The organism is Burkholderia sp. Bp9143 (genome assembly GCF_003853645.1).
Lineage (GTDB): Bacteria > Pseudomonadota > Gammaproteobacteria > Burkholderiales > Burkholderiaceae > Burkholderia.
Window position 1 is genome coordinate 91,433 of the sequence record NZ_QTPO01000005.1, and the last position, 21,496, is coordinate 112,928.

Consider the following 21,496-nt stretch of genomic DNA (forward strand, 5'->3'; position numbering starts at 1 on the left):
ATCCTGCCCCGCCCCTCGCTTCAGGCCGCCCTGCCGCCTAACATGTGCACATGCACAAGACCACGCTTACCGATGACGATTGCTTCGCGGTCCGGCAAGCCGCCCGGCGAATCTCGCAGTTCTATGAGCGCTACCTGTCGCGGGCGGGCGTCACGCCGTCGCAGTACAGCATTCTCGCGCTGCTGCGGGAGCGCCCGGGCCTGACGATGGCGACGCTGTCGGCGGTGCTGGTGATCGAGCGCACGGCGCTTCTGCGTGCGCTCAAGCCGCTCGTCGGCGCGGCGCTGGTCGCGGGCCGGATCGAGCCGCGTTGCCGCCGCCAGACGTTCGCGCTGACCGCGCACGGCGAAACGAAGATCGCCGACGCGCATGTGTACTGGCTCGCCGCCCAGGAAGCGTTCGAGCGGCGGTTCGGGCCGGCCCGGGCGGCCCGCCTCAGAGACGAATTGTTCCGGATCACGCACGACCTGCCAGAACGCTAACCCCTTCCCCGATCGGCGACGCGTCGTCGGTCGTTTCAATTAGTGCATATACATAGGTGAATCGATGGAAACGACCCAAGCCGCTGCCTCGCGCGAGGCAGCCACAATCGACCGGCCGGCAAGGCAGCGCCGCGTGCCGTGGATGCGGATCGCGGTGGCCGCCGTCGTCGTCGCGGTCGCGGCCGCGGCGCTCGACTGGCTGTTCGTGCTGCGCTTCCAGGAAAGCACCGACGATGCGTACGTCGGCGGCGACGTCACGGTGCTCGCGCCGAAGGTGAACGGGTTCGTCGACCGGATTCTCGTGACCGACAACCAGCGCGTGAAGGTCGGCGACGTGCTCGTGCGGCTCGATGCGCGCGACTACGATGCGAAGCTCGCGCAGGCGAGCGCGGAAGTCGACAGCGCGCGCTCCGCGGTGGCCGAACTCGAAGCGAAGCAGCAACTTCAATACGCGGTGATCGGCCAGCATGCGGCGGACAGGAATGCGTCGTCGGCCGAGCTCACGCGTGCGTCGTCCGACCGCGTGCGCTACCGCGAGCTCGTGAAATCCGATGCGGTGTCGAACCAGATCGTCGAACGCGCGGACGCCGACTATTCGAAGGCGGATGCGGCCGTCGCGCGCAGCGACGCCGCCTTGCTCGCGTCCAAGCGGCAACTCGACGTGCTCGGCGCGCAGCTCGCCGATGCGCGTGCCCGCGTGAACACGGCGCTTGCCGCGCAACGCGTCGCGGCGCTCAACGTCGAGTACACGACGATCCGCTCGCCGGTCGACGGTTACGTCGGCAACCGCACGGGCCGCGTCGGGATGCTCGCGAACGTCGGCGTGCCGCTGCTGACGGTCGTGCCCGCGTCGGGGCTGTGGATCGATGCGAACTTCAAGGAGGACCAGTTGCGCAAGATGCGGGCGGGCGATCGCGTCGACGTCGCGCTCGATGCGTCGAGCACGCGCCTGCATGGCCGCGTCGACAGCCTCGCGCCGGCAACCGGCGCGACCTTCAGCGTGCTGCCGCCCGAGAACGCGACCGGCAACTTCACGAAGATCGTCCAGCGCGTGCCGGTGCGCGTGCATCTCGATCCGCAACCGGGCATCGAGCACGTGCTGCGCCCGGGCCTCTCCGCGGTCGTGATCGTGCACACCGACCACGCGAACTGAACGGGAGCCGACGATGACCACCGCGTTTTCCGGCGACCCCGCGTCGCAACCGACGAAGCAGCGCGTCTTCGCGTTCGCGCTGATGTGCGTCGGCTTCTTCATGGCGACGCTCGACATTCAGATCGTCGCGTCGTCGCTGCGCGACATCGGCGGCGGCCTGTCCGCCAGCCAGGACGAGCTGTCGTGGGTGCAGACGGCCTACCTGATCGCCGAGATCATCGTGATCCCGATGTCGGGCTGGCTGTCGAAGGTGATGTCGACGCGCTGGCTGTTCGTCGCGTCGGCCGTCGGCTTCACGATCACGAGCATGCTGTGCGGGCTCGCGTGGGACATCAACTCGATGATCCTGTTCCGCGGGCTGCAGGGCGCGCTGGGCGCGGCGATGATCCCGACCGTGTTCACGACCGCGTTCGTGCTGTTCCCGGGCAAGCAGCGGCTGATCGCGTCGACGACGATCGGTGCGCTGGCGTCGCTCGCGCCGGCGATCGGGCCGGTGATCGGCGGCTGGATCACCGATCAATGGTCGTGGCACTGGCTGTTCTACCTGAACCTCGTGCCGGGCATCGCGGTGGCCGTGCTGGTGCCGCGCTACGTACACATCGACGAGCCGGACCTGAGCCTCATCAAGCGCGGCGACTATCTCGGCATCGCGCTGATGTCGGGCTTCCTCGGCTGCCTCGAATACGTGCTGGAGGAAGGCCCGCGCAAGAACTGGTTCAGCGACGACGCGATCGTCATCTGCGCGTGGATCTCCGGCATCTGCGGCTTCCTGTTCATCGTGCATGCACTGACCGCCGACGATCCGGTCGTCGACCTGCGCGCACTCGCCGTGCGCAACTTCGGGATCGGCAGCCTGCTGTCGTTCGTGACGGGCATCGGGATCTTCGTGACGGTGTTCCTCACGCCGCTGTTTCTTGCCCAGGTGCGTGCCTTCAGTTCGCTGCAGATCGGCATCGCGCTGCTGTCGGTCGGCGCGTTCCAGCTGCTCGCGCTCTGCGCGTATGCCTTCGCCGCGCGCTACTTCAGCATGCGAGCGCTGCTCGTGTTCGGGCTCATCTGCTTCGGCCTCGGCTGCTACCTGTACACGCCGATCACGCACGACTGGGGCTGGCGGGAACTGCTGCTGCCGCAGGCGCTGCGCGGCATCGGCCAGCAGTTCAGCGTGCCGCCGATCGTGACGATGGCGCTCGGCTCGCTGCCGCAGTCGCGGCTGAAATCGGCGAGCGGCCTGTTCAACCTGATGCGCAACCTCGGCGGTGCGATCGGCATCGCGGTGAGCGCGACGATGCTCAACGACCGGCTGAACTTCCACTACCTGCGCCTGAACGAGCACGTGAGCGCCGGCGAGCCGCAAGTCGCGTCGCTGCTCGACCGCCAGGCCGCGTACTGGACCTCGGTGGCCGGCGACACGCTGGATACCGCGCAGGCCGGCCTCGCGAACCTGCACCGCCTGATCTATCGCGAAGCGCTGACGCTCACCTACGCGGATGCGTACTACGCGCTGTCGCTGTGCTTCGTCGTCGCACTGATCGCCGTCGCGTTTTCCCGCCCCATCACCCTGAACGCGCCGCCGCCGGACGCGCACTGAGACCCTCATCATGAAAAAGCTACTCGTCGCCCTCGCCGTCAGCGCGTTCGCCGCCGGCTGCGCGGTGCAGCCCGCGCAACATCCCGCGCTGCACGATTCCGTTCAATCGCTCGCGCCGGCCGCATGGGACACCGACGTGCCGCGCGCGGACATTGACGCCGCCGCATGGTGGGCGCAGTTCCACGATCCCGTGCTCGACCGGCTGATCGCGACCGTGCTCGACGGCAACCTCGATCTGCAGGCCGCCGCCGAACGCGTGAAGCAGGCGCAGGCGCTGACCGTGCAGAAGCGCGCGGTGCTGCTGCCCGAACTCGACGCGACCGCGCATGCGGCCGACGCGCGCCAGAACACGCCGCCGCCGCTCGGCTATGTGCGGCAGGCCGGCGCGGGGCTCGCGCTAAGCTGGTCGCCGGACGTGTTCGGCGGCGAACGGCTCGACCTGCTGGCCGCGCAGGCCGAGCTGGTCGGGCAACAGCATGCGGAAGACGCGATGCGGCTCGCGCTCGCGGCCGATGCGGCCTCCGCCTATGTCGACCTGCGCTGGGCGCAGCAGGAACTTAAAATCCTGCAGGACAACGCGGCGATCCGTCAGCATGCACTCGAACTCACGCGCAAGCGGCAGGCGTTCGGGCTGTCGACGGAACTCGACGTCACGCGCGCGCAGAACCAGCTCGATGCGCTCGAAGCGCGGATTCCGCCGACGCAGGCGCAGATCGCGCATCAGCTCAACCTGATCGCCGTGTATTCGGGACGCACGCCCGAGTCGGTCGACCGGCTCGTGCTCGCGCAGGCCGGCGCGATTCCGGCGCCGCCGGCCGGGTCGCCCGCCACGCTGCCTTCGCAGGCGCTGCTGCGGCGGCCGGACGTGCTGACCGCTTACGCACAGGTCGAGCGGCGCGCGGCGCAGGTCGGTGTCGCGAAGGCCGAGCGGTATCCGAAGTTCTCGCTGAACCTGACGGACGGGATTCTGGCAGCGTCGTATCTCGGGTTGCCGACGCTGACCGACAACCTGTTCAGCGCGGCGCTGAGCGCGGCGAGCCCGATCTTCAACGCGGGGCGGATCACGGCCGACATCACCCAGAGCGAAAGCCGGATGCGCGAGTCGGAACTCGGGTTGCGGCAGACGATGCTGCAGGCGCTGCGGGAAGTCGAGGATGCGCGTGCGAACCTCGTCAGCAGCGATGAAGCGACGCGGCGGCTCGACAGCGCGCTCGCGGCATCGGACAAGGCGCTCGGGCTGGCGAACCAGCTCTACAAGGGCGGCGCGACGGATTTTCTCGACGTGCTGTCGGCGCAGGAGGTGTATCTGCGGGATTCGGATGCGCTCAATCAGGTCAAGCGCGAGCATGCGCTGGCGGCGGTCGCGTTGTATCGGTCGCTCGGGGGTGGGTGGAGCAGGAACGACGCGGCGGGCGGGACGGAGGCCGTGGCTGTCGCTGCCGCGAAGAACTGACTGCGGCCGCCATGCGACGCCGGCTCCATTGTCCGTGTGTACAGGGCGCCCGCGTACGGCTCGGTCAGCCGGCGTCGGGCCAGCGGTATCCGATCACCTCGCTCACCGGATACGCGAGTTCGCGCACCTCTTCAAGCTGATTGCCGCCGAACAGGTGCACGTGGTCGTCGTCGTGACGCAGATAGAACCCGACGTGCCCCTTCCAGCTCGCGGGGTCGTCGCGCGTCAGGATCGCGATACAGCCGTACTCCGGACGCGCCAGCGGCCGCCCCCATTCGAGCCACGAACGCGCGAGCGCCGAGCCCGTGCCGCGGATGCCCGCATGCGCCATGCACCAGTTGACGAACGACGAGCACCACGAAATCTTGTCGTCGTAGCCGACGAGATTCGTGTGGTTGTTGTATTCGACGATGCGCGGATTGATGCTGCCGTGCGGGAAGCGGCGAATGCCCAGTTCGGCCAGTGCGACGGGCATCCACGGCGGAAGGCCGGCTGGCGGGTTGCCCTCGGGGTTCGATCGGATCACGACGGTCTCGATGGAATGCGGGTGGAATGTCACTCAATCTTCGCACGAATACGGCCAGCCGGCAGTGCCTTTTCCGGCATGCGATCTCGGGCTCGTACGCCCGTATCATGTCGGCAGCGACCTCGACCTTTACGCCCGCCATGCGCATCACGCCCCTGCCGCCCCTTCAGTGCCTCGTCGCGTTCGAAGCCGCCGTGCGGCATGCGAGCTTCACGAAGGCCGCCGCCGAACTGCACCTGACGCAAAGCGCGATCAGCCGCCAGATCCAGCAGCTCGAGGAATTCCTCGGCCGCTCGCTGTTCGTCCGCGAACACCGCTCGCTGCGGCTGACGATCGCCGGCGAGCAATACGCGGCGCAGGTTCATCACCTGCTCACCCAATGCGCGGAAGCCACGCACGACGTGATGAAGCCGTACGGCGATCTCGAACTGACGATCGCCTGCTCGTCCGGTGTCGCGCTGCTGTGGCTCACGCCGCGCCTGCCGGCGTTCCGCGCCGCGTATCCGAACATCAAGCTGCGCCTGATCGTGCGCGACGGCCTGGCGTCGATGTCGCCCGCGGAATTCGACGTCGGCGTCTACTACGTGCGCCAGCAGGCGCCGGCCGAATACACGGCGCGCCGCCTGTTCGACGAGGAAGTCTTCCCCGTCTGCGCGCCGGGCTACCTGGCCGGCCGCGCGCTGAGCGCGGCCGACCTCGCCAACGAGACGCTGCTGCGCCTCGAGGACGGCCAGCGCCAGTGGATGTCGTGGTCCGAATGGTTCGACATGAACGACGTCGACCGGCAGAAGGCGCAGCCGCAGGACATCACGATCAACTCGTATCCGCAGATCGTGCAGATGACCATCCTCGGCCAGGGCGTGTCGCTCGGCTGGCGCTACATGATCGACGCGTGCATCGAGGCCGGCCTGCTCGTGCGCGTGACGGAGGCGTCCGCGAGCCACGGCGGCGGCTACTACGTGATCTCGCCGAACGACCGCGCGCAGAACCAGGCGGCGCGGCTGTTTTCGCGCTGGCTGTTCGAACAGGCGGACCAGCAGACCGCGCCGTAAACACGATGCATGCGCTGGGCGCATGCGTGCATGCAAATCTTTCGTTTCAGAAAAAAAACCGGTCGTCCTTAGCATGGGGTTCACGCGGGACACCCGTCCCGTCTTCTGACAAAGGAAGAGACCATGCAAGGAACGCTTTCCCCGCGCGCCGCGCATTCCGTCGATGCGGCCACGCAGCAGCGCCGCCGCGCCATCGTCGCGACCGTGATCGGCAACGGCCTCGAATGGTTCGACTTCACCGTCTACAGCTTCTTCGCGGTGATCATCGCGAAGCTGTTCTTCCCGACCGGCAACGAGCTGACGTCGGTGCTGCTCACCGTCGCGACGTTCGGCGTCGGCTTCTTCATGCGGCCGGTGGGCGGCATCGTGCTCGGCGTCTACGCGGACAAGGTCGGGCGCAAGGCCGCGCTGTCGCTGACGATCCTGTTGATGGCGTTCGGCACCGCGCTGATCGGGCTCGCGCCGACCTACGAGCAGGCCGGCATCGCCGCGCCGCTGCTGATCGTCGTCGCGCGGCTGCTGCAAGGCTTCTCCGCCGGCGGCGAAATGGGCGGCGCAACCGCCTTCCTCACCGAATACGCGCCGCCGGAGAAGCGCGCGTACTACTCGAGCTGGATCCAGTCGAGCATCGGCTTCGCGGTGCTGCTCGGTGCCGCGACCGGCACGTTCGTCACGACGTCGCTCGACGCGCAGGCGCTGCACACCTGGGGCTGGCGCGTGCCGTTCCTGCTCGGCATCGTCGTCGGGCCGGTCGGCTATTTCATCCGCAGCCATCTCGACGAAACGCCCGCGTTCAGCGCCGTCGAGGCGCAGGTGAAGGAGAGCTCGCCGCTGAAGGAAGTGCTGTCCGCCTACCCGCGCGAGACGTTCGCAAGCTTCTCGATGGTGATCCTGTGGACGGTCTGCACGTACGTGCTGCTGTTCTACATGCCGACCTATTCGGTGCGTACGCTGCACCTGCCGCAGTCGACCGGCTTCGCGGCCGGCATGGTCGGCGGGCTGATGATCATGTGCTGCTCGCCGATCGTCGGCAAGCTCGCCGACGCGTGGGGCCGGCGCGTGTTCCTGTCCGGTTCGGCGCTCGCGATCCTGGTGCTCGCGTGGCCGATGTTCGCGTGGATCAACCACGCGCCCGGCTTCACGTCGCTGATCGTGTTCCAGGCGGTGTTCGGCATGCTGATCGCCACCTATACCGGGCCGATTCTCGCGGCGTTCGCCGAGCTGTTTCCGACCAAGGTGCTGTCGACCGGATTGTCCGTCGCGTACAACTTCGCGGTCACGATCTTCGGCGGGTTCGCGCCGTTCCTCATGACGTGGCTCATCGCCCGCACGGGCAGCAACATGGCGCCCGCGCTCTACGTGACCATCGCGGCCGCGGTCAGCCTCGTCGGCACGCGCTTCGTGAAGGACGCGCGACGCAACGCGTCAACGACTCGATAAGGATATTTCTCCATGACCATTACCGTGCTTCAGGGCGGCAACGTGCTCGACCTCGAACGGGGCGTGCTGCTCGACCATCATCACGTCGTGATCGATGGCGAGCGCATCGTCGAAGTCACCGATCGGCCGGTCGATTTTCCGAATGCACGGGTGATCGACGTGCGCGGCAAGACCGTGATGCCGGGGTTCATCGATTGCCACGTCCACGTGCTCGCGTCGAATGCGAACCTGGGCGCCAACGCGACGCAGCCGAACATTCTCGCGGCCATTCGCGCGTTGCCGATTCTCGACGCGATGCTGGCGCGCGGCTTTACCAGCGTGCGGGACGCGGGCGGCGCGGACTGGAGCCTGATGCAGGCGGTCGAGACGGGGCTGGTTTCGGGACCGCGCATCTTTCCGTCAGGAAAGGCGTTGTCGCAAACCGGCGGGCACGGCGATTTCCGGCCGCGCGGGGATCTGCTGGAACCCTGTTCATGCTGCTTTCGCACCGGGGCGATCGCCCGTGTCGTCGACGGCGTCGACGGCGTGCGGCTCGCGGTGCGTGAGGAGATCCAGAAAGGCGCGACGCAGATCAAGATCATGGCGTCGGGCGGGGTCGCTTCGCCGACCGACCCGATCGCGAACACGCAGTATTCGGAAGACGAGATCCGGGCGATCGTCGATGAAGCCGACGCCGCGAATACCTACGTGATGGCGCATGCCTACACGGGGCGCGCGATCGCACGCGCGGTGCGATGCGGCGTGCGGACCATCGAGCATGGCAATCTCGTCGACGAGGCGGCGGCGAAGCTCATGCATGAGCGCGGCGCGTTCGTCGTGCCCACGCTCGTCACGTACGACGCGCTTGCCCAGCACGGTGCGCAGTTCGGGATGCCGGCGGAATCGGTGGCCAAGGTGGCTTCCGTGCAGCGGAAAGGACGCGAGTCGCTGGAAATTTATGCGAACGCCGGCGTGAAGATGGGCTTCGGATCCGACCTGCTTGGCGAAATGCATGCGTTTCAGTGCGGGGAGTTCCGGATCCGGGCCGACGTGCTGGGCAATCTCGAAGCGCTCCGGTCGGCGACGACGGTGGCGGCCGAGATCGTCAACATGCCGGGGCAACTGGGTGTGATCGCCGCAGGCGCGATCGCGGACGTCGTCGTGCTCGACGGGAATCCGCTCGACGATATCGGCATCGTCGCGGGATCAGGCGAAGGCGTCGCCTACGTACTGCAGCGAGGAAAAGTCGTGAAGGCTCGGGCGGGCTCGCGTTGACCGCGTGCGCGGGTCGGCCGGCGACCCGCGACCGGCCCCCTTTCCGTCACTCCACCGTCACCGATTTCGCCAGGTTCCGTGGCTTGTCGATATCCGCGCCGCGCAGGCACGCGGCGTGATACGCGAGCAGCTGCAACGGCACGACGTGCAGGATCGGCGACAGCAGCCCGTAGTAATCGGGCATCCGCAGCACCGACACGCCTTCGCCGTTGTCGATCCGCGTATCGGCATCGGCGAATACATACAGTTGCCCGCCCCGCGCGCGCACTTCCTGCATGTTCGACTTGAGCTTTTCGAGCAGCGTATCGTTCGGCGCGATCGTCGCGACCGGCATCGCGTCGGTCACGAGCGCGAGCGGCCCGTGCTTCAGCTCGCCCGCGGGATACGCTTCCGCATGGATATACGAAATCTCCTTGAGCTTCAACGCCCCTTCGAGCGCGATCGGGTAATGCAGCCCGCGCCCGAGAAACAGCGCATTCTCGCGCCGCGAGAATTCCGCCGCCCAGCGCTCGATCTGCGGCTCCAGCCCGAGCACGTCCTCGAGCGCGGCCGGCAGCCGCCGCAGTTGCGTCGCATAGCGCGCGAGCTGTGCATCGTCGACGTAGCCGCGCAGCCGGCCGAGCGTCACGGCGAGAATGAACAGCGCGACGAGCTGCGTCGTGAACGCCTTGGTCGACGCGACGCCGATTTCCGGGCCGGCCCGCGTCAGGAACCGCAGGCCGGTCTGGCGCATCATCGCGCTGGTCGGCACATTGCAGATCGCCAGCGTATCGATATAACCGAGCGCCTGCGCGTACTTGAGCGCGGCGAGCGTGTCGGCGGTCTCGCCCGATTGCGACACGCTGACCACCAGCGTATTCGGCAGCGCGAGCGCATCGCTGTAGCGGTATTCGCTCGCGATCTCGACCTGCGCGGGCAGGCGTGCGATCGTCTCGAGCCAGCGGCGGGCGGTCAGGCCGGAATAGTGGCTGGTGCCGCACGCGAGGATCAGCACGTTGTCGATCTGCTCGAACGCCCGTGCGGCGTCCGGGCCGAACGTCGCGGGATCGAACAGCCCCGCATCGGGGATGGTCGCGGCCACGGCCTGCGGTTGCTCGAAAATTTCCTTCTGCATGAAATGCCGGTATGGCCCGAGCTCGACCGTGCCTTGGGTCGACGAGACGGTCTGGATCGGGCGATCGACCGGCGTGCCGCCGCGTTCGAGAATCCGCACGCCGCCCGGCGTCAGCTCGACGATGTCGCCTTCCTCGAGAAAGATGAAGCGATCGGTGATGCCCGCGAGCGCAAGCGCGTCGGACGCGAGAAAGCATTCGTCGTCCTTCAGGCCGACGACGAGCGGCGAGCCCGCCCGCGCGCCGATCAACCGCTGCGGCTCGTGCTTGCTGAACACCGCGATCGCGTAGGCGCCGTGCAGCTGCGACGTCGCATCGCGCACGGCGGCGAGCAGATCGCCGCGGTACTTGCTGTGGATCAGGTGGGCGACGACCTCGGTGTCGGTCTGGCCGTCGAACTTGTAATTGTCTTCAGACAGTTGCCTGCGCAACGCTTCGTGATTCTCGATGATGCCGTTATGCACGAGCGCGATTTCGTCGCGCGAGAAAATCGGATGCGCGTTGCAGGTTGCGGGCGCGCCATGCGTCGCCCAGCGGGTGTGCGCGATGCCGGTGCTGCCGGACAGCCCGGCGCGGCGCACGTGCGCGTCGAGATCGGCGACGCGCGACACACTGCGTTCGCGGCGCGCCTGACCATCGACGACCGTCGCGACCCCGCACGAATCGTAGCCGCGATATTCGAGGCGCCGCAAACCCTCAATCAGAATCGGAACGATGTTCCGCTGCGCGACCGCGCCGACGATGCCACACATGACACGTCTCCTTCCGTTTGTTCAGCCATGACCCGCGCGCCGTTGCGTCAGCGCGAGCGGGGCACCGTTGCCGCCGCCGTCGTGACTCCGCATTGAGCGGGGGCGAGCGGACCGGCCATCCGGCTTTCGAATGCCAGGTACAGCGACTCCTCCAGTACGTTCCAGTGCGTGCCGTGACGGTATGGGCCCGAGCGGGCATACCAGCAGGCGACGGTGCTCCAGTCGTTCATCCTGAATGCGACCAGCGCGATCACCCCCCACGGAAAATCGGAGCCGGCGAGTTGCATCCAGGTCTTGCCGTACTTCTGCATCCACTGCGCATAGATCGTCTCGTTCGACTGGTCCGGCACCTGTATGCCCGACAGGATCGGGAAGATCTGCGCGACTTTCGCCGGGTAGAAGCTCGTGTCGTTGATTTTCTGCGTGCTCGCGCGAAAACCGGATTGCGAGCCGCGCCAGAACACCTTCACGATCGCCGACGACAGCCGGTCGGCGCGCTGGCTCCACGGCCCCGCATGCGCGTAATCGGCCCGGCGCACGTAATACGCGGCGAGCGCCTGAAACGCGCTGTGCACCTCGACGTTGTCCATCAGCAGTGCAACGTGCTGCGACGACGAGATCTGATAGACGCCGCTCGCCTGGTCGAGCAACGTGTCGAGGTGCGCGCCCGCTCGGTTCAGGCTGAGTTCCCATGCGGCCGGCATCCCGTCGGATGGCGCAAAGCGTGCGAGCAGTTCGGTCCAGGTCGCCATCATCGCGTCGTCCGCGTCGGCTTCCGCGCACGGGTTGATCTGGCCGCTCTTCACGCAGTAGCGGTCGAAGCCGCCGTCCGGACGCTGGCGCGGCAACGCCCATGCGATCCACGCGAGTGCCGCGTGGCGGGCGTCCATCTGGGTGTCGGCAGCGGCGAGCAAGGCCTTCGCAGCGAAATAAGGATCGACGCCGGCGCCGTTCAGGCGCACGGTGATCGCGCCGTCCGGGCGTTGATACAGCCCGTTGAGATGGAGTTCGCCGGCACCCGCGTGCAGCACGGAGCAGCACGCGACGACGCAGCAGGCAACCCGCCACGAATGGCACAGCCTGACGGTAGCCGCCACGCATGTGCGTGCGGCCGGGAAAAGCGCGGGCCGGTTCATGATCGGAGGCTCCTGCGCGGTCGTCCTGCGCAATCGTCGCCGAGCGCGGCGTTGGCCGCGTCGCGCCTGGCGAACGTGTCGACGATATGGCTCAGTGCACCTTGGCGCGGGTGAACCTGAATCGAAATCGGAATAATGCGTCGCGTCCGTCCGTCGTCGTTCAAACGCGTGGGGACACGCCTGTCCTCCTGAAACAAGCAAGTGGTGAGCCATGGATCGCCTCGCCCCGTGCGGCAACGGCCTGCGAGTGCACAATCCCCCCACCCCGTGCACGAATCGCGTATTTTTGATTCAACGGCGAATCAGTGTTCACCCGCCCTCCACGCAGCGGATTGCATGGCCCCTGTTCGGCACGGACGCATGCCCATCACGGCGCGCATCGACTGGCCGCCGCGCGGATATGGCCAGCCCGTCCCGGACGTGCGTTTCAGATGCGCAACATTTCACACCAGCCGAACCGGACGATGCGCAACACGGTGCATCCGGAAAATCCTCGGTGCGGGAACGGAGAATCGACGACGTCCCGCTCATCGCACCCATACAAAATTCGCATATCGAAACAGTCCAAGCCGACTGGAACGGCTCATGCGATTCGATCGACCGTGCGCACGGCACCCGTCGCCATGCTTCGAATGACGTGACCGAATCGATGGTGTGGATTGTCGGACGTCCCTCTGCATCGCGGCAGCACGCCGCTGTCGGGTTCGTAGCAATTGTGAAACGTTCCATGTCGATCCGCATGCGCGAGGCGCATCGGACCCGGTCGCAGGGCCGCTGGTTTGAATATTGCTCTATCGAAGACAGGAACCAATGCGGGCGCGCGGCAATGCGGCGACCACGCAGTCAACCCGACGGGCGAGGCGGACGATCCAGCGAGGAACGCTCATGACGTGACTGATCAGGTGACAGGGGACACCCGGAGTCCGACGATCGCGTGGACGGGAACCACGCGGACAATAAGCAGTGCGATCACCCCGCCACCCCGCTGCATGTCGCGCGCCCGGCGTGACGCAAGCGGGCACGGGACGAATCGCCTGCATACAGGTTTGGTTTCAGGTGCCGGGTTCTTCCGGCGCAAAGATGTTGAACGAGGCTCACGATGAAAAAGATCTTGCTTGTGTTCGGGACTCGGCCGGAAGCCATCAAGATGGCCCCGCTCGTCCGCGCACTGAAGGCGCGCAGGGATGTCGACGCCAGGGTGTGCGTCACGGCCCAGCATCGGGAAATGCTCGATCAGGTCCTCACGTTGTTCGACATCAAGCCCGACTACGATCTCAATCTGATGCGACAGAGTCAGACGCTGACCGACGTGACGACCGGCATTCTTCAGGCGATCGGGGTGGTCTTCGACGACTTGCGGCCGGACATCGTCCTGGTGCACGGCGATACGACGACGACGCTGGCCGTCAGTCTGGCCGCGTTCTACCGCTATCTGCCGGTCGGGCACGTGGAAGCAGGCTTGCGCAGCGGCGACATCTGGTCGCCGTGGCCGGAGGAATTGAATCGCCGCGTGACCGACGCGGTGTCGTCGTGGCATTTCGTGCCGACCAGCCAGGCGCGCGACAACCTGTTCAGCGAAGGCGTGCCGGTGGACGGGGTCGTGATGACCGGCAACACCGTGATCGATGCGCTGCACGACGTCAAACGGATGCTCGACCACAATACCGAGCTCAACGACAAGGTCGCCGCCCGGTTCCCGTTCCTCGATCCGTCGCGGCGCGTCGTGCTGATCACCGGCCATCGCCGCGAGAGCTTCGGCGAGCCGTTCCGGCATTTCTGCGAGGCGCTCCGCACGCTCGCGAACCGCTACCGCGATGCGCAGTTCGTCTATCCGCTGCACATGAATCCGAACGTGCGCGAGCCGGCGCGCGCGCTGCTCGGCAGCGTACCGAACATTTACCTGATCGAACCCCAGGAGTATCTTTCCTTCGTATTCCTGATGTCACGCTCGTACTTCATCATCACGGATTCGGGCGGCATTCAGGAGGAAGGGCCGGCGCTCGGCAAACCGGTGCTCGTCACGCGTGACACGACCGAGCGACCCGAAGCGATCCGGGCCGGCACGGCACGGCTCGTCGGCACGGACCCGGAGCGAATCGTCCGGGAGGCATCGCGGCTGTTCGACAGCGAGCTGGCGTATGAGGAAATGGCACGCGCGAGCAATCCCTATGGCGACGGCCATGCGAGCGAGCGGATCGTCCACGCGCTGATGCACACGCCGGGGGCAACCGCGAACGCGACGAGCTTCTCGATGGGGGCCGCGGAGATGCCGTTCAACGCACTCACGCTGGGGTTGCAGGCGTTGCGGTCGCCTTGAATTCGATCGTCTTGCGGCATGCGGGCGGGGGGGCGACACGCGATGTCGCTACCCGCCATGCGTCGGACGCACGCACACCCGTCGCCAGCGAATCGCACCATGCGATCGATCGCCGCGGCCAGCTGCTAGCGAACCACGGCGTCCGCCATCGATTGCGCCTGCGCGATCAACCGCGGATAAATCCGCTGGGAAACCATCTGTTTGGCGAAACACGCCTGCCGCGCCTCCTCGGGCACGCGCGCGGCGCTGCACGCCGCGATCGGCCGAAGCGTCACGTTCTTCCACAGGATATAAACCCGCTGGCCCTGCCGGACCGACACGGCCAGCGTGTTCGGCCCATCCGGTACGCCGTCCTGGCTTTCGCCCAGCAGCCACGCCTTCACCGCGCCGTCGGCCGGCTGCCGCTTGACGGGCAACTCGGCGAAGCGAAACGCCGCGGCGTCGTCGCCGAACACGTTCGTGTAAAGCACTTCGTTGTCGAACATCGCGGCGACATCGTCCGTCGGCCTGATTCCCGCATCCGCCGTGCGCGCCCATGCCTTCAGCAGCGCAACGGTCGTCACGACGAGATTCGTCTTCCCGTCGCCCGATTTGAAGGACAACCCGTCCGGCCCCGGCGGCGTCCCGTCGTCGGCGACGACGCTTTGCACGGTGCTCTCCGCATTCGCGGCAAATCCTTTCGCCCTGACCGTGCCAACCAGCTTCGCCAGCCGCGCATTGACGTCGGCCGTGTACTGCCTGTCGAGGTTCGCCCGATCCTCCATCCGGGCCGCGGCGACCGCATCCGCCGCTTTCTTCCGGTAGGCGAGATACGAATCCGCCGGCGATGCGATCACCTTCGCCCCGACCGCGGCGAGCACCGCCGCGAGCACCACCGCCCCCACCCCGAGCTTCAATCTTGATATGCGCTTCATTTTTATGACGTCACCGATTCCCGCGCCGACAAGTAAAACGGCTGCCGAGCGCTCGCTGCAGCCGTCCTTCCGATACGCGTCATTCTAACGTCGCGCGGACCTCATTCGTCCACCTTGAACGCGGATACCAGGCGCGTCAGTTCCGCCGCCTGCTGCCTCAGGCTCTCCGCGGCCGCCGCACTTTCCTCGACCAGCGCCGCGTTCTGCTGCGTCATCTGGTCGAGCGACTGCACCGCGTCGCCGATCTGGTCGATGCCGGCGCTCTGCTCGAGGCTCGCCTCGGCGATCTCGCTCATCATCGCGCTGACGCCCTGCACCTGCGACACGACATCGCTCATCACCTTCCCGGCCTCGCCGACGAGCCGCGCCCCGGTGTTCACCGTGCCCGCGCTGTGCTCGATCAACGCCTTGATCTCCTTCGCCGCCTGCGCGCTGCGCTGCGCGAGATTGCGCACTTCCGACGCGACGACCGCGAACCCGCGCCCCTGCTCCCCCGCGCGTGCCGCTTCGACCGCCGCATTCAGCGCGAGAATGTTCGTCTGGAACGAGATGCTGTCGATCATCACGATGATCTCGGAGATTCGCTGCGACGCGTCGCTGATCTGCTCCATCGTCGTCACGACCTCGCCGACGACCTGCCCGCCGCGCGTCGCCGTATCGGATGCGCCGGTGATCAGCTTCGCGGCCGTCGTCGCGGTTTCGGTGTTGTTGCGCACGACCGCCGTGATTTCCTCCATCGACGAAGCCGTCCGCTCGAGGTTGCTCGACTGCCCTTCGGTCCGCTCGCTCAAGTCCGCATTGCCCGACGCGATCTGCGCGGACCCGGTCGCGATCGACGCGGACGCCGCGCGGATCCGATGGACGAGCGTCGACAACGACGACACGAAGCGGTTGAACGCGTCCGACAGCTGGCCGATCTCGTCCTGGCTCTCGACCGTCATCCGGCGCGTCAGGTCGCCCTGGCCGCTCGCGATGTCCGACAGCAGCATCGCCGCGCGACGGATCGGCGCCGCGATCGCGCGCCCGACCAGCCAGATCACGACCAGCGCGACGCCGAGGCCCGTGATCGCGGCGACCAGCGCCGCACTGCGAATCGCGCGCGTCACCGGACCGAGCAGTTCGGCCTGCGGCACTTCGACGACCACGTACGCATTCAGCTCCGGAATGAACGACGTCGCGACGAAGCGCGCGCCGCCGTCGCCGTCGTAGCTCAGGTACGCGTACGGCTTGCCGGCCAGCAGCGTCGACGATGCGTCGCCAGGCAGGCCCGGATCGTCCTTCAGAAAGTGCTTGCCGTCGATCAGCGACGCATCGCGATGCATCATGATCGCGCCGTCCGGCCGCACGAGATACGCGAACCCGGTGTCGCCGATCCGGTAGGCGGCGATCCCCGTCGCGAGCGCGTCGACGGACAGGCTCATGCTGGCCGCGCCGATCGGCGCGCCGTCGAGCTCCACGCGGCTGTTGATGAACATCATGTAACCGCCGACCGTGACCTCGCGATCCATGTTCACATCGTAGGCCTTGCCCGACGCGAGGAAGGTCGTCAGCCACCGATCCTGATCGGTGACCTTCCGCTGCAGGCCGGCTTCGTTGTAGTAGTTGCCGCTCTTCACCGACACCCACTGCACGGACGCCGCCTTCTGCTCGTCCTTCACGCTCTTCGCCAGCCGGATCCAGTTGCGCGTGCCGGCGTCGGGCTCGCCGTCGGCCTCCCATTGCAGCAGGAATGCATCGCGCGCGAGGATGCGCGACGCGGCGATCGGCCCGGCCATCTGCCGCTGCACGTCCGCGCGGATGCCGCTCACGGCCGTCGGCAGCGCTTCGCGAACGACGCGATCGCGCACGGCGTTGCCGATCAGGCGGACGCTCAACCCGCTCGAAATCGCGACGAACACGAGCAGGCAGCTCGTCATGCTGAGAATCAGCTTGTTCTGAATGGAAAGCTTGCGCCAGAAATGCATGGGGAACCCTCGATAACCATGACCGCTCGGTCTGAGCCAGCTTGGGTTATCGGCAGGCACGCGCGGAATCGCATCGCCGGTTTCACATGTTCGTCATGCGAGATCGGATATGTCGTCGACGGGCGGGCGTCGCGCGCCCGTCGAGGCGCGCTCGATCAGTACGCGACGAATATCGTCACGCGCCGGTTGCGCGCCCGTGCCGCCGCATCGTCGCCCGCGACGAGCGGCTGCGTATCGGCCCGTCCGATCGCCGCGAGCCGGTGCGGCGCGACACCGCGCTCGGCCAGATAGCGCACGACGCTGCCGGCCCGCGCGGACGAAAGCTCCCAGTTCGATTCGTATTTCGCGTTCGCGATCGGCACGTTGTCGGTATGCCCTTCGACGAGGATGTCGCCGGTCGCATGCTCGCTCAGCGCCCGCGCGATCTGGGTCAGCACGGGCGCGGCGTCGGACAGCAGGCGCGCATCGCCGACGTTGAACAGGATCTTCGCGTCGATGCCGATCTCGATGCCGTGCGGCGCACGCACGAGCGAGATGCGGCCGTTCGTCTTCAGCGCGTCCAGCGATGCGAGCCAGGCGGGCGCACGGTCAGGCACGGCATCCCCGGTGCTCGCGGTGCCGCTGTCGTGCCTTGCAAGCGTCTGATAGCGCGCATCGAGCGCGTTGTATTTCGCGAGCTGCAGCACGTACAGCGCGAGAAACAGCACCATCAGCGTCGTGATGAGGTCCGCGTAGGAAATCAGCCAGCGTCCGGACTGCGTGCCCTCGGCTTCATCGTCGTCGCGATCGGCGGCGGCCGGGCCGGCCCGCGCCGCGTCAGTTCGAGCCGTCATGTCGAAGCTCCCGGTGCGTCATGCGAGCGACTCGGCCGCGCGGCCGCGCACGTCGCCGGTCAGCCGCGTTTCGATCGTATGCGGCGATTCCTTGCGCGAGATCGCGAGCAAGCCGTCGAGATACAGCTTGCGAAAACGCAGCTCGCTGTCGATCTGCGCGCGCAGCTTGCCGTACAGCGGCAGAAACACGAGGTTCGCGAACGCCAGGCCGTAAAGCGTCGCGATGAACGCGACCGCGATGCCCGGGCCGAGCTGCGCCGGCTCGAGAATGTGGCTCGTCACCTGCACCAGCCCGAGCACCGAGCCGAGGATGCCGAACGTCGGCGCATAGCCGCCGGCCTGCTGCCACACGCGCGCGGCCGCCAGACGGCTGCGCTCGTACGCGTCGAGATCGCGCTGCAGCGCGTCCTCGAGCACCGCGGTCGACACGCCGTTCGCGAGCAGTTCGAGCCCGCGTCGCGCGAACGGATGAATGCCGCTCACGTCCATCGATTCGAATGCGAGCAGCCCTTCGAGCTTCGCGCGATCGCCCCATTCGAGCAGGTCGGTCAGGTGCTTGCGGTCGACCTCCTGCGCACGCACGAATGCGAGCCGCAACTGCTTCACCGCGTCGAAGAATCGCGCCCACGTGTTCTGGATCATCACCGCGCCGAGCGTGCCGCCGAGCACGATCACGAGCGCTTCGAACTGGAACAGCGTCGAAAAATGCCCGCCTTCCAGTGCGAAGCCGAACACGATCGCCGCGCCACCGAGCAGCACGCCGGCCAGGGTCAACAGGTCCATATGCGTCTCCGTCGGGTTACGCGTCGGATGAAGCCAGCGGCACGGAGGCCGCGCCTGCGACCGGTGCCTTGGCCGCGCGAACGGCATCCAGCACGCGCCGCTCGATCTCCTCGATCTCGAGCGGATCGAGCTTGAGCTCGCGACGCATCACCCACGACACCTCGTTGCGCCGCGCTTCCGTCATCACGGAGAACAGCTTGTCGGCCACCGCGCGATCGTCGAGGCTCGCGATCAGCTTCGCGAGATCGTACGTGTCGAATGCACTGATCACGTCGAACAGCGTGCGCTGGTCGACCCCCACGATATCCTCGAGCGCGTGCACGTCGCCGCCGGCGCGTCGGTTGCGCCGCGAAAAATACGCGACACCCTTCTGCTCGACGTAACCGAGCACCTTCGACTTGCGGAACGCGAACACCTCTTCCGCGATCTCGCCGTGCGACAGCTTGTTGAGCAGGAGTTGCCGGTCGACACCGATCAGCGCCTCGAGATCGGCGAGCTCGATCAGCTCCAGCTCGCTGTTGATCGACACGTCGAGATCGTGATCGGCAACCTGCTGCGCGCGATCGATCACGCGCGCGGCATCGAACGTGACGACCTGGCGCGCATCCGACGACGCCGTGTAATCGGCCGCGCCACCGGCATGGTCGGCCGGCGCGGCCTCGATCGTGACGAGATTGAGCTTCTCCATGCGGCGCAGCATCGCGAGCACGTGCGGACGCGAATGGCCGGCGATCGCGCGGCAGCGGCGGATCACGTCGGCGAGCGGCACCGACGTCTCCGCCGCGTGCGCCTGCATCGGCCGCCGCGACCACGCGTCGTCCGAGCCGCGCGTCTCGGCGCCCGCCATCAGCGACAGCACATGCGCGTACGACAGCACGCCCGGCATGAAATCCGCATGCGTGTAGGTCGCCAGCTGGTCGTCCTTGCGCTTCACGCGCCGGATCATCGTGCGCACGATATGACGGAGCAGCGCGGACACGTGCTCGATTTCCTCGTCGAGCAGCGCGGCCGGCACGACCGTGAACTGACAGAACGACAGCGCCTTCGCGGTATGCGCGCGCGGCTCGGACGCGAGCAGCGCGGATTCGCCGAAGAATTCGCCGCGCCCGAGCGTCGCGACGACGACGCGCTTGTCGTCGCAGCGCGTCGACAGCTCGACCTTGCCGTCGGCGATCAGAAAAATGACGGGCTCTCCGGCGAAGCCCTCCGAGTAGACGATCTCGCCGGGCGCGGCCGTACGCGTCCACGATTGCTGACGATTCAAGTTGATTCCCCTGCTGCGCTGGTTATTGCGGACCGCGTCGCATGTCGCAGGCATGCGATCGTCGGTCATCCCCGTGCCCGTCTTAACGTCATCGGCACAGGCATCCTTTAGGAAAATCGAACTCGTTTCGATCGAAAATCAAGGTGAAACGTTTGCGGATCTCCGGACATCCTTGGAAGATTCGATTCGATACATCCGTGCATCGCCCGAGCGAAAACTCGGGCATGCGCGGGCGACCCAATCGCCCCCTTCCCCGGCTCCCTGCGATGAACCGGAAGCGACGCGCCGAAGCCGTCGCACCGGCCGATACCGCCGGCGTTCATTTCGGAATGCTGCGTTTATCTCGGCGGTGTCCCGAAGCGACGTCCCCGGAGCTATCCGGCCCCGTTACTTCACATATCGTCCGATAATTTGCTTTTATTTTCATCTAAAATCCCGCTTCCTCTTACTTTAGGATGGAAGACCGTTTTGTTTAAACCGACGAAAACCATCTCGCGTACGGCCATTGCCGCATGCGTTGCTTATGCCGGGCTCATGCCTTTATCCCGGCCCGCCAATGCCCAGGTCGAACCGCTGAAGAATCCGGTCTACGGCGTGACGCTCGACGACCTGACCAAACTGGATGCGATCATCGCGTCGCTGCAGAACCTGCCGTACCGGCCGACCGTGCGTGTCGTGTTCGACCCGGGCACGTCGGCCGCCGACTACTACGCACCGTTGCTGCGCCTGCACTCGGTCGCGTACGTGATGGGCGAAGTCTACGATTCCTACTATTTCCCGACGGATCTCACGACGTACAAGGCGCGAACGCAGGAACTGGTGTCGCAGTTGAAAAACACCGTCGACGTGTGGGAGATCGCCAACGAAATCAACGGCGAATGGCTGCGTAATGATCCGAGCGGCACGAACACCGTGGTCAATTCGGAAGAGCAGCAAATCGGCCAGATGGTTGCCGCGGCCAACACGATCGTCAAATCGAACGGCGGGAAGACCGCGATCACGCTGTACTACAACGACGACAGCAAGGGCAACAACTGCTGGGAGAAGCCGCAGGACTACTGGAAGACCTGGCCGACGAACTTCCTGCCGTCGACGGTTCGCCAACAGGCCGACTACGCGCTGTTCAGCTACTACCCGTATCAGGATTGCCCGGGGCTGAATCCGTCGTGGAACAACGATTTCGCGGCGCTGGAAAGCATCTTCCCGAACGCGAAGGTCGGTTTCGGCGAAATCGGGACATCGGACATCTCCGCGCCGACGTCGGTCCAGCAAAACCTGATCAAGACCTATTACCCGATGGTCAACAGCATGACCGATCCGCGTTTCATCGGCGGATTCTTCTGGTGGAACTACGTGGAAGAGATGCTCCCCTATTCGACGAGCACCTACTTCCAGTTGTTGCGTCAAACGATCCTCCCGCTGAAGTCGCCCAACTGATCGCCCCGTCCGCAGGCAGTTCCAGCGTCAGCGCAG

General features: G+C 66.5%; 17 protein-coding genes. 9 read left to right on the plus strand and 8 right to left on the minus strand.

Annotated features, from left to right (window positions below):
- Positions 1-50: 50 nt before the first annotated feature.
- The 4 genes from DIE23_RS05170 to DIE23_RS05185 all read left to right on the plus strand — a co-directional run bounded on the left by DIE23_RS05170 (position 51) and on the right by DIE23_RS05185 (position 4,676).
- Positions 51-482, plus strand: a complete 432-nt coding sequence (locus tag DIE23_RS05170; RefSeq protein WP_124611120.1) for a MarR family winged helix-turn-helix transcriptional regulator — start codon at positions 51-53, stop codon at positions 480-482.
- A 64-nt stretch (positions 483-546) separates the two neighbouring features.
- The gene (locus DIE23_RS05175) at positions 547-1,635 is read left to right on the plus strand and encodes an HlyD family secretion protein (RefSeq protein WP_124611121.1); all 1,089 of its coding nucleotides are present in this window, start codon (positions 547-549) and stop codon (positions 1,633-1,635) included.
- 13 nt (positions 1,636-1,648) lie between these two features.
- Entirely contained in the window at positions 1,649-3,223 is a 1,575-nt protein-coding gene (locus tag DIE23_RS05180) for a DHA2 family efflux MFS transporter permease subunit (protein ID WP_124611122.1), read from the plus strand.
- 10 nt (positions 3,224-3,233) lie between these two features.
- Positions 3,234-4,676, plus strand: a complete 1,443-nt coding sequence (locus DIE23_RS05185; RefSeq protein WP_124611123.1) for an efflux transporter outer membrane subunit — start codon at positions 3,234-3,236, stop codon at positions 4,674-4,676.
- 64 nt (positions 4,677-4,740) lie between these two features.
- Here DIE23_RS05185 and DIE23_RS05190 read toward each other — a convergent pair whose 3' ends face one another.
- Positions 4,741-5,151 carry a TIGR02594 family protein gene (locus DIE23_RS05190; RefSeq protein WP_124611222.1) on the minus strand — a complete coding sequence of 137 codons (411 nt, stop codon included), beginning with the start codon at positions 5,149-5,151 and terminating at the stop codon, positions 4,741-4,743.
- 191 nt (positions 5,152-5,342) lie between these two features.
- Between DIE23_RS05190 and DIE23_RS05195 the strand changes: the two genes are divergently transcribed.
- The 3 genes from DIE23_RS05195 to DIE23_RS05205 all read left to right on the plus strand — a co-directional run bounded on the left by DIE23_RS05195 (position 5,343) and on the right by DIE23_RS05205 (position 8,948).
- A complete protein-coding gene (locus DIE23_RS05195; RefSeq protein ID WP_124611223.1) occupies positions 5,343-6,254 on the plus strand; it encodes a LysR substrate-binding domain-containing protein in 912 nt (303 codons plus the stop codon).
- Between the two features lie 123 nt (positions 6,255-6,377).
- Positions 6,378-7,694, plus strand: a complete 1,317-nt coding sequence (locus DIE23_RS05200; RefSeq protein ID WP_124611124.1) for an MFS transporter — start codon at positions 6,378-6,380, stop codon at positions 7,692-7,694.
- Between the two features lie 12 nt (positions 7,695-7,706).
- Positions 7,707-8,948 (plus strand): amidohydrolase family protein, encoded by a 1,242-nt coding sequence (locus DIE23_RS05205; RefSeq protein ID WP_124611125.1) that lies wholly within the window; start codon positions 7,707-7,709, stop codon positions 8,946-8,948.
- Between the two features lie 46 nt (positions 8,949-8,994).
- On the opposite strand, the gene glmS is transcribed toward DIE23_RS05205, so the two are convergent.
- On the minus strand, positions 8,995-10,812 hold the full coding sequence (glmS, locus tag DIE23_RS05210; protein ID WP_124611126.1) for a glutamine--fructose-6-phosphate transaminase (isomerizing): 1,818 nt from the start codon (positions 10,810-10,812) through the stop codon (positions 8,995-8,997).
- Between the two features lie 47 nt (positions 10,813-10,859).
- A complete protein-coding gene (locus DIE23_RS05215) occupies positions 10,860-11,948 on the minus strand; it encodes a hypothetical protein (protein WP_124611127.1) in 1,089 nt (362 codons plus the stop codon).
- A gap of 1,099 nt (positions 11,949-13,047) precedes the next feature.
- Here DIE23_RS05215 and wecB point away from each other — a divergent pair.
- Positions 13,048-14,265, plus strand: a complete 1,218-nt coding sequence (wecB, locus tag DIE23_RS05220) for a non-hydrolyzing UDP-N-acetylglucosamine 2-epimerase (RefSeq protein WP_124611128.1) — start codon at positions 13,048-13,050, stop codon at positions 14,263-14,265.
- A gap of 125 nt (positions 14,266-14,390) precedes the next feature.
- Here the strand turns inward: wecB and DIE23_RS05225 are convergent, their stop codons facing one another.
- The 5 genes from DIE23_RS05225 to DIE23_RS05245 all read right to left on the minus strand — a co-directional run bounded on the left by DIE23_RS05225 (position 14,391) and on the right by DIE23_RS05245 (position 20,023).
- Positions 14,391-15,179 (minus strand): hypothetical protein, encoded by a 789-nt coding sequence (locus DIE23_RS05225; protein WP_124611129.1) that lies wholly within the window; start codon positions 15,177-15,179, stop codon positions 14,391-14,393.
- Positions 15,180-15,280: 101 nt separating this feature from the next.
- Complete coding sequence (locus tag DIE23_RS05230) at positions 15,281-17,143, minus strand: methyl-accepting chemotaxis protein (protein WP_124611130.1); 1,863 nt, start codon at positions 17,141-17,143, stop codon at positions 15,281-15,283.
- A gap of 155 nt (positions 17,144-17,298) precedes the next feature.
- On the minus strand, positions 17,299-17,976 hold the full coding sequence (locus DIE23_RS05235) for an OmpA family protein (protein WP_124611131.1): 678 nt from the start codon (positions 17,974-17,976) through the stop codon (positions 17,299-17,301).
- A gap of 18 nt (positions 17,977-17,994) precedes the next feature.
- Positions 17,995-18,759, minus strand: coding sequence for a flagellar motor protein (locus DIE23_RS05240; RefSeq protein ID WP_124611132.1), 765 nt, complete (start codon positions 18,757-18,759; stop codon positions 17,995-17,997).
- 16 nt (positions 18,760-18,775) lie between these two features.
- Positions 18,776-20,023, minus strand: a complete 1,248-nt coding sequence (locus DIE23_RS05245) for a cyclic nucleotide-binding domain-containing protein (RefSeq protein WP_124611133.1) — start codon at positions 20,021-20,023, stop codon at positions 18,776-18,778.
- Between the two features lie 534 nt (positions 20,024-20,557).
- On the opposite strand from DIE23_RS05245, the gene DIE23_RS05250 reads away from it, so the two are divergent.
- Positions 20,558-21,460: a hypothetical protein gene (locus tag DIE23_RS05250; RefSeq protein WP_260435976.1), complete on the plus strand. Its 903-nt coding sequence runs from the start codon at positions 20,558-20,560 to the stop codon at positions 21,458-21,460.
- Positions 21,461-21,496 lie beyond the last annotated feature (36 nt).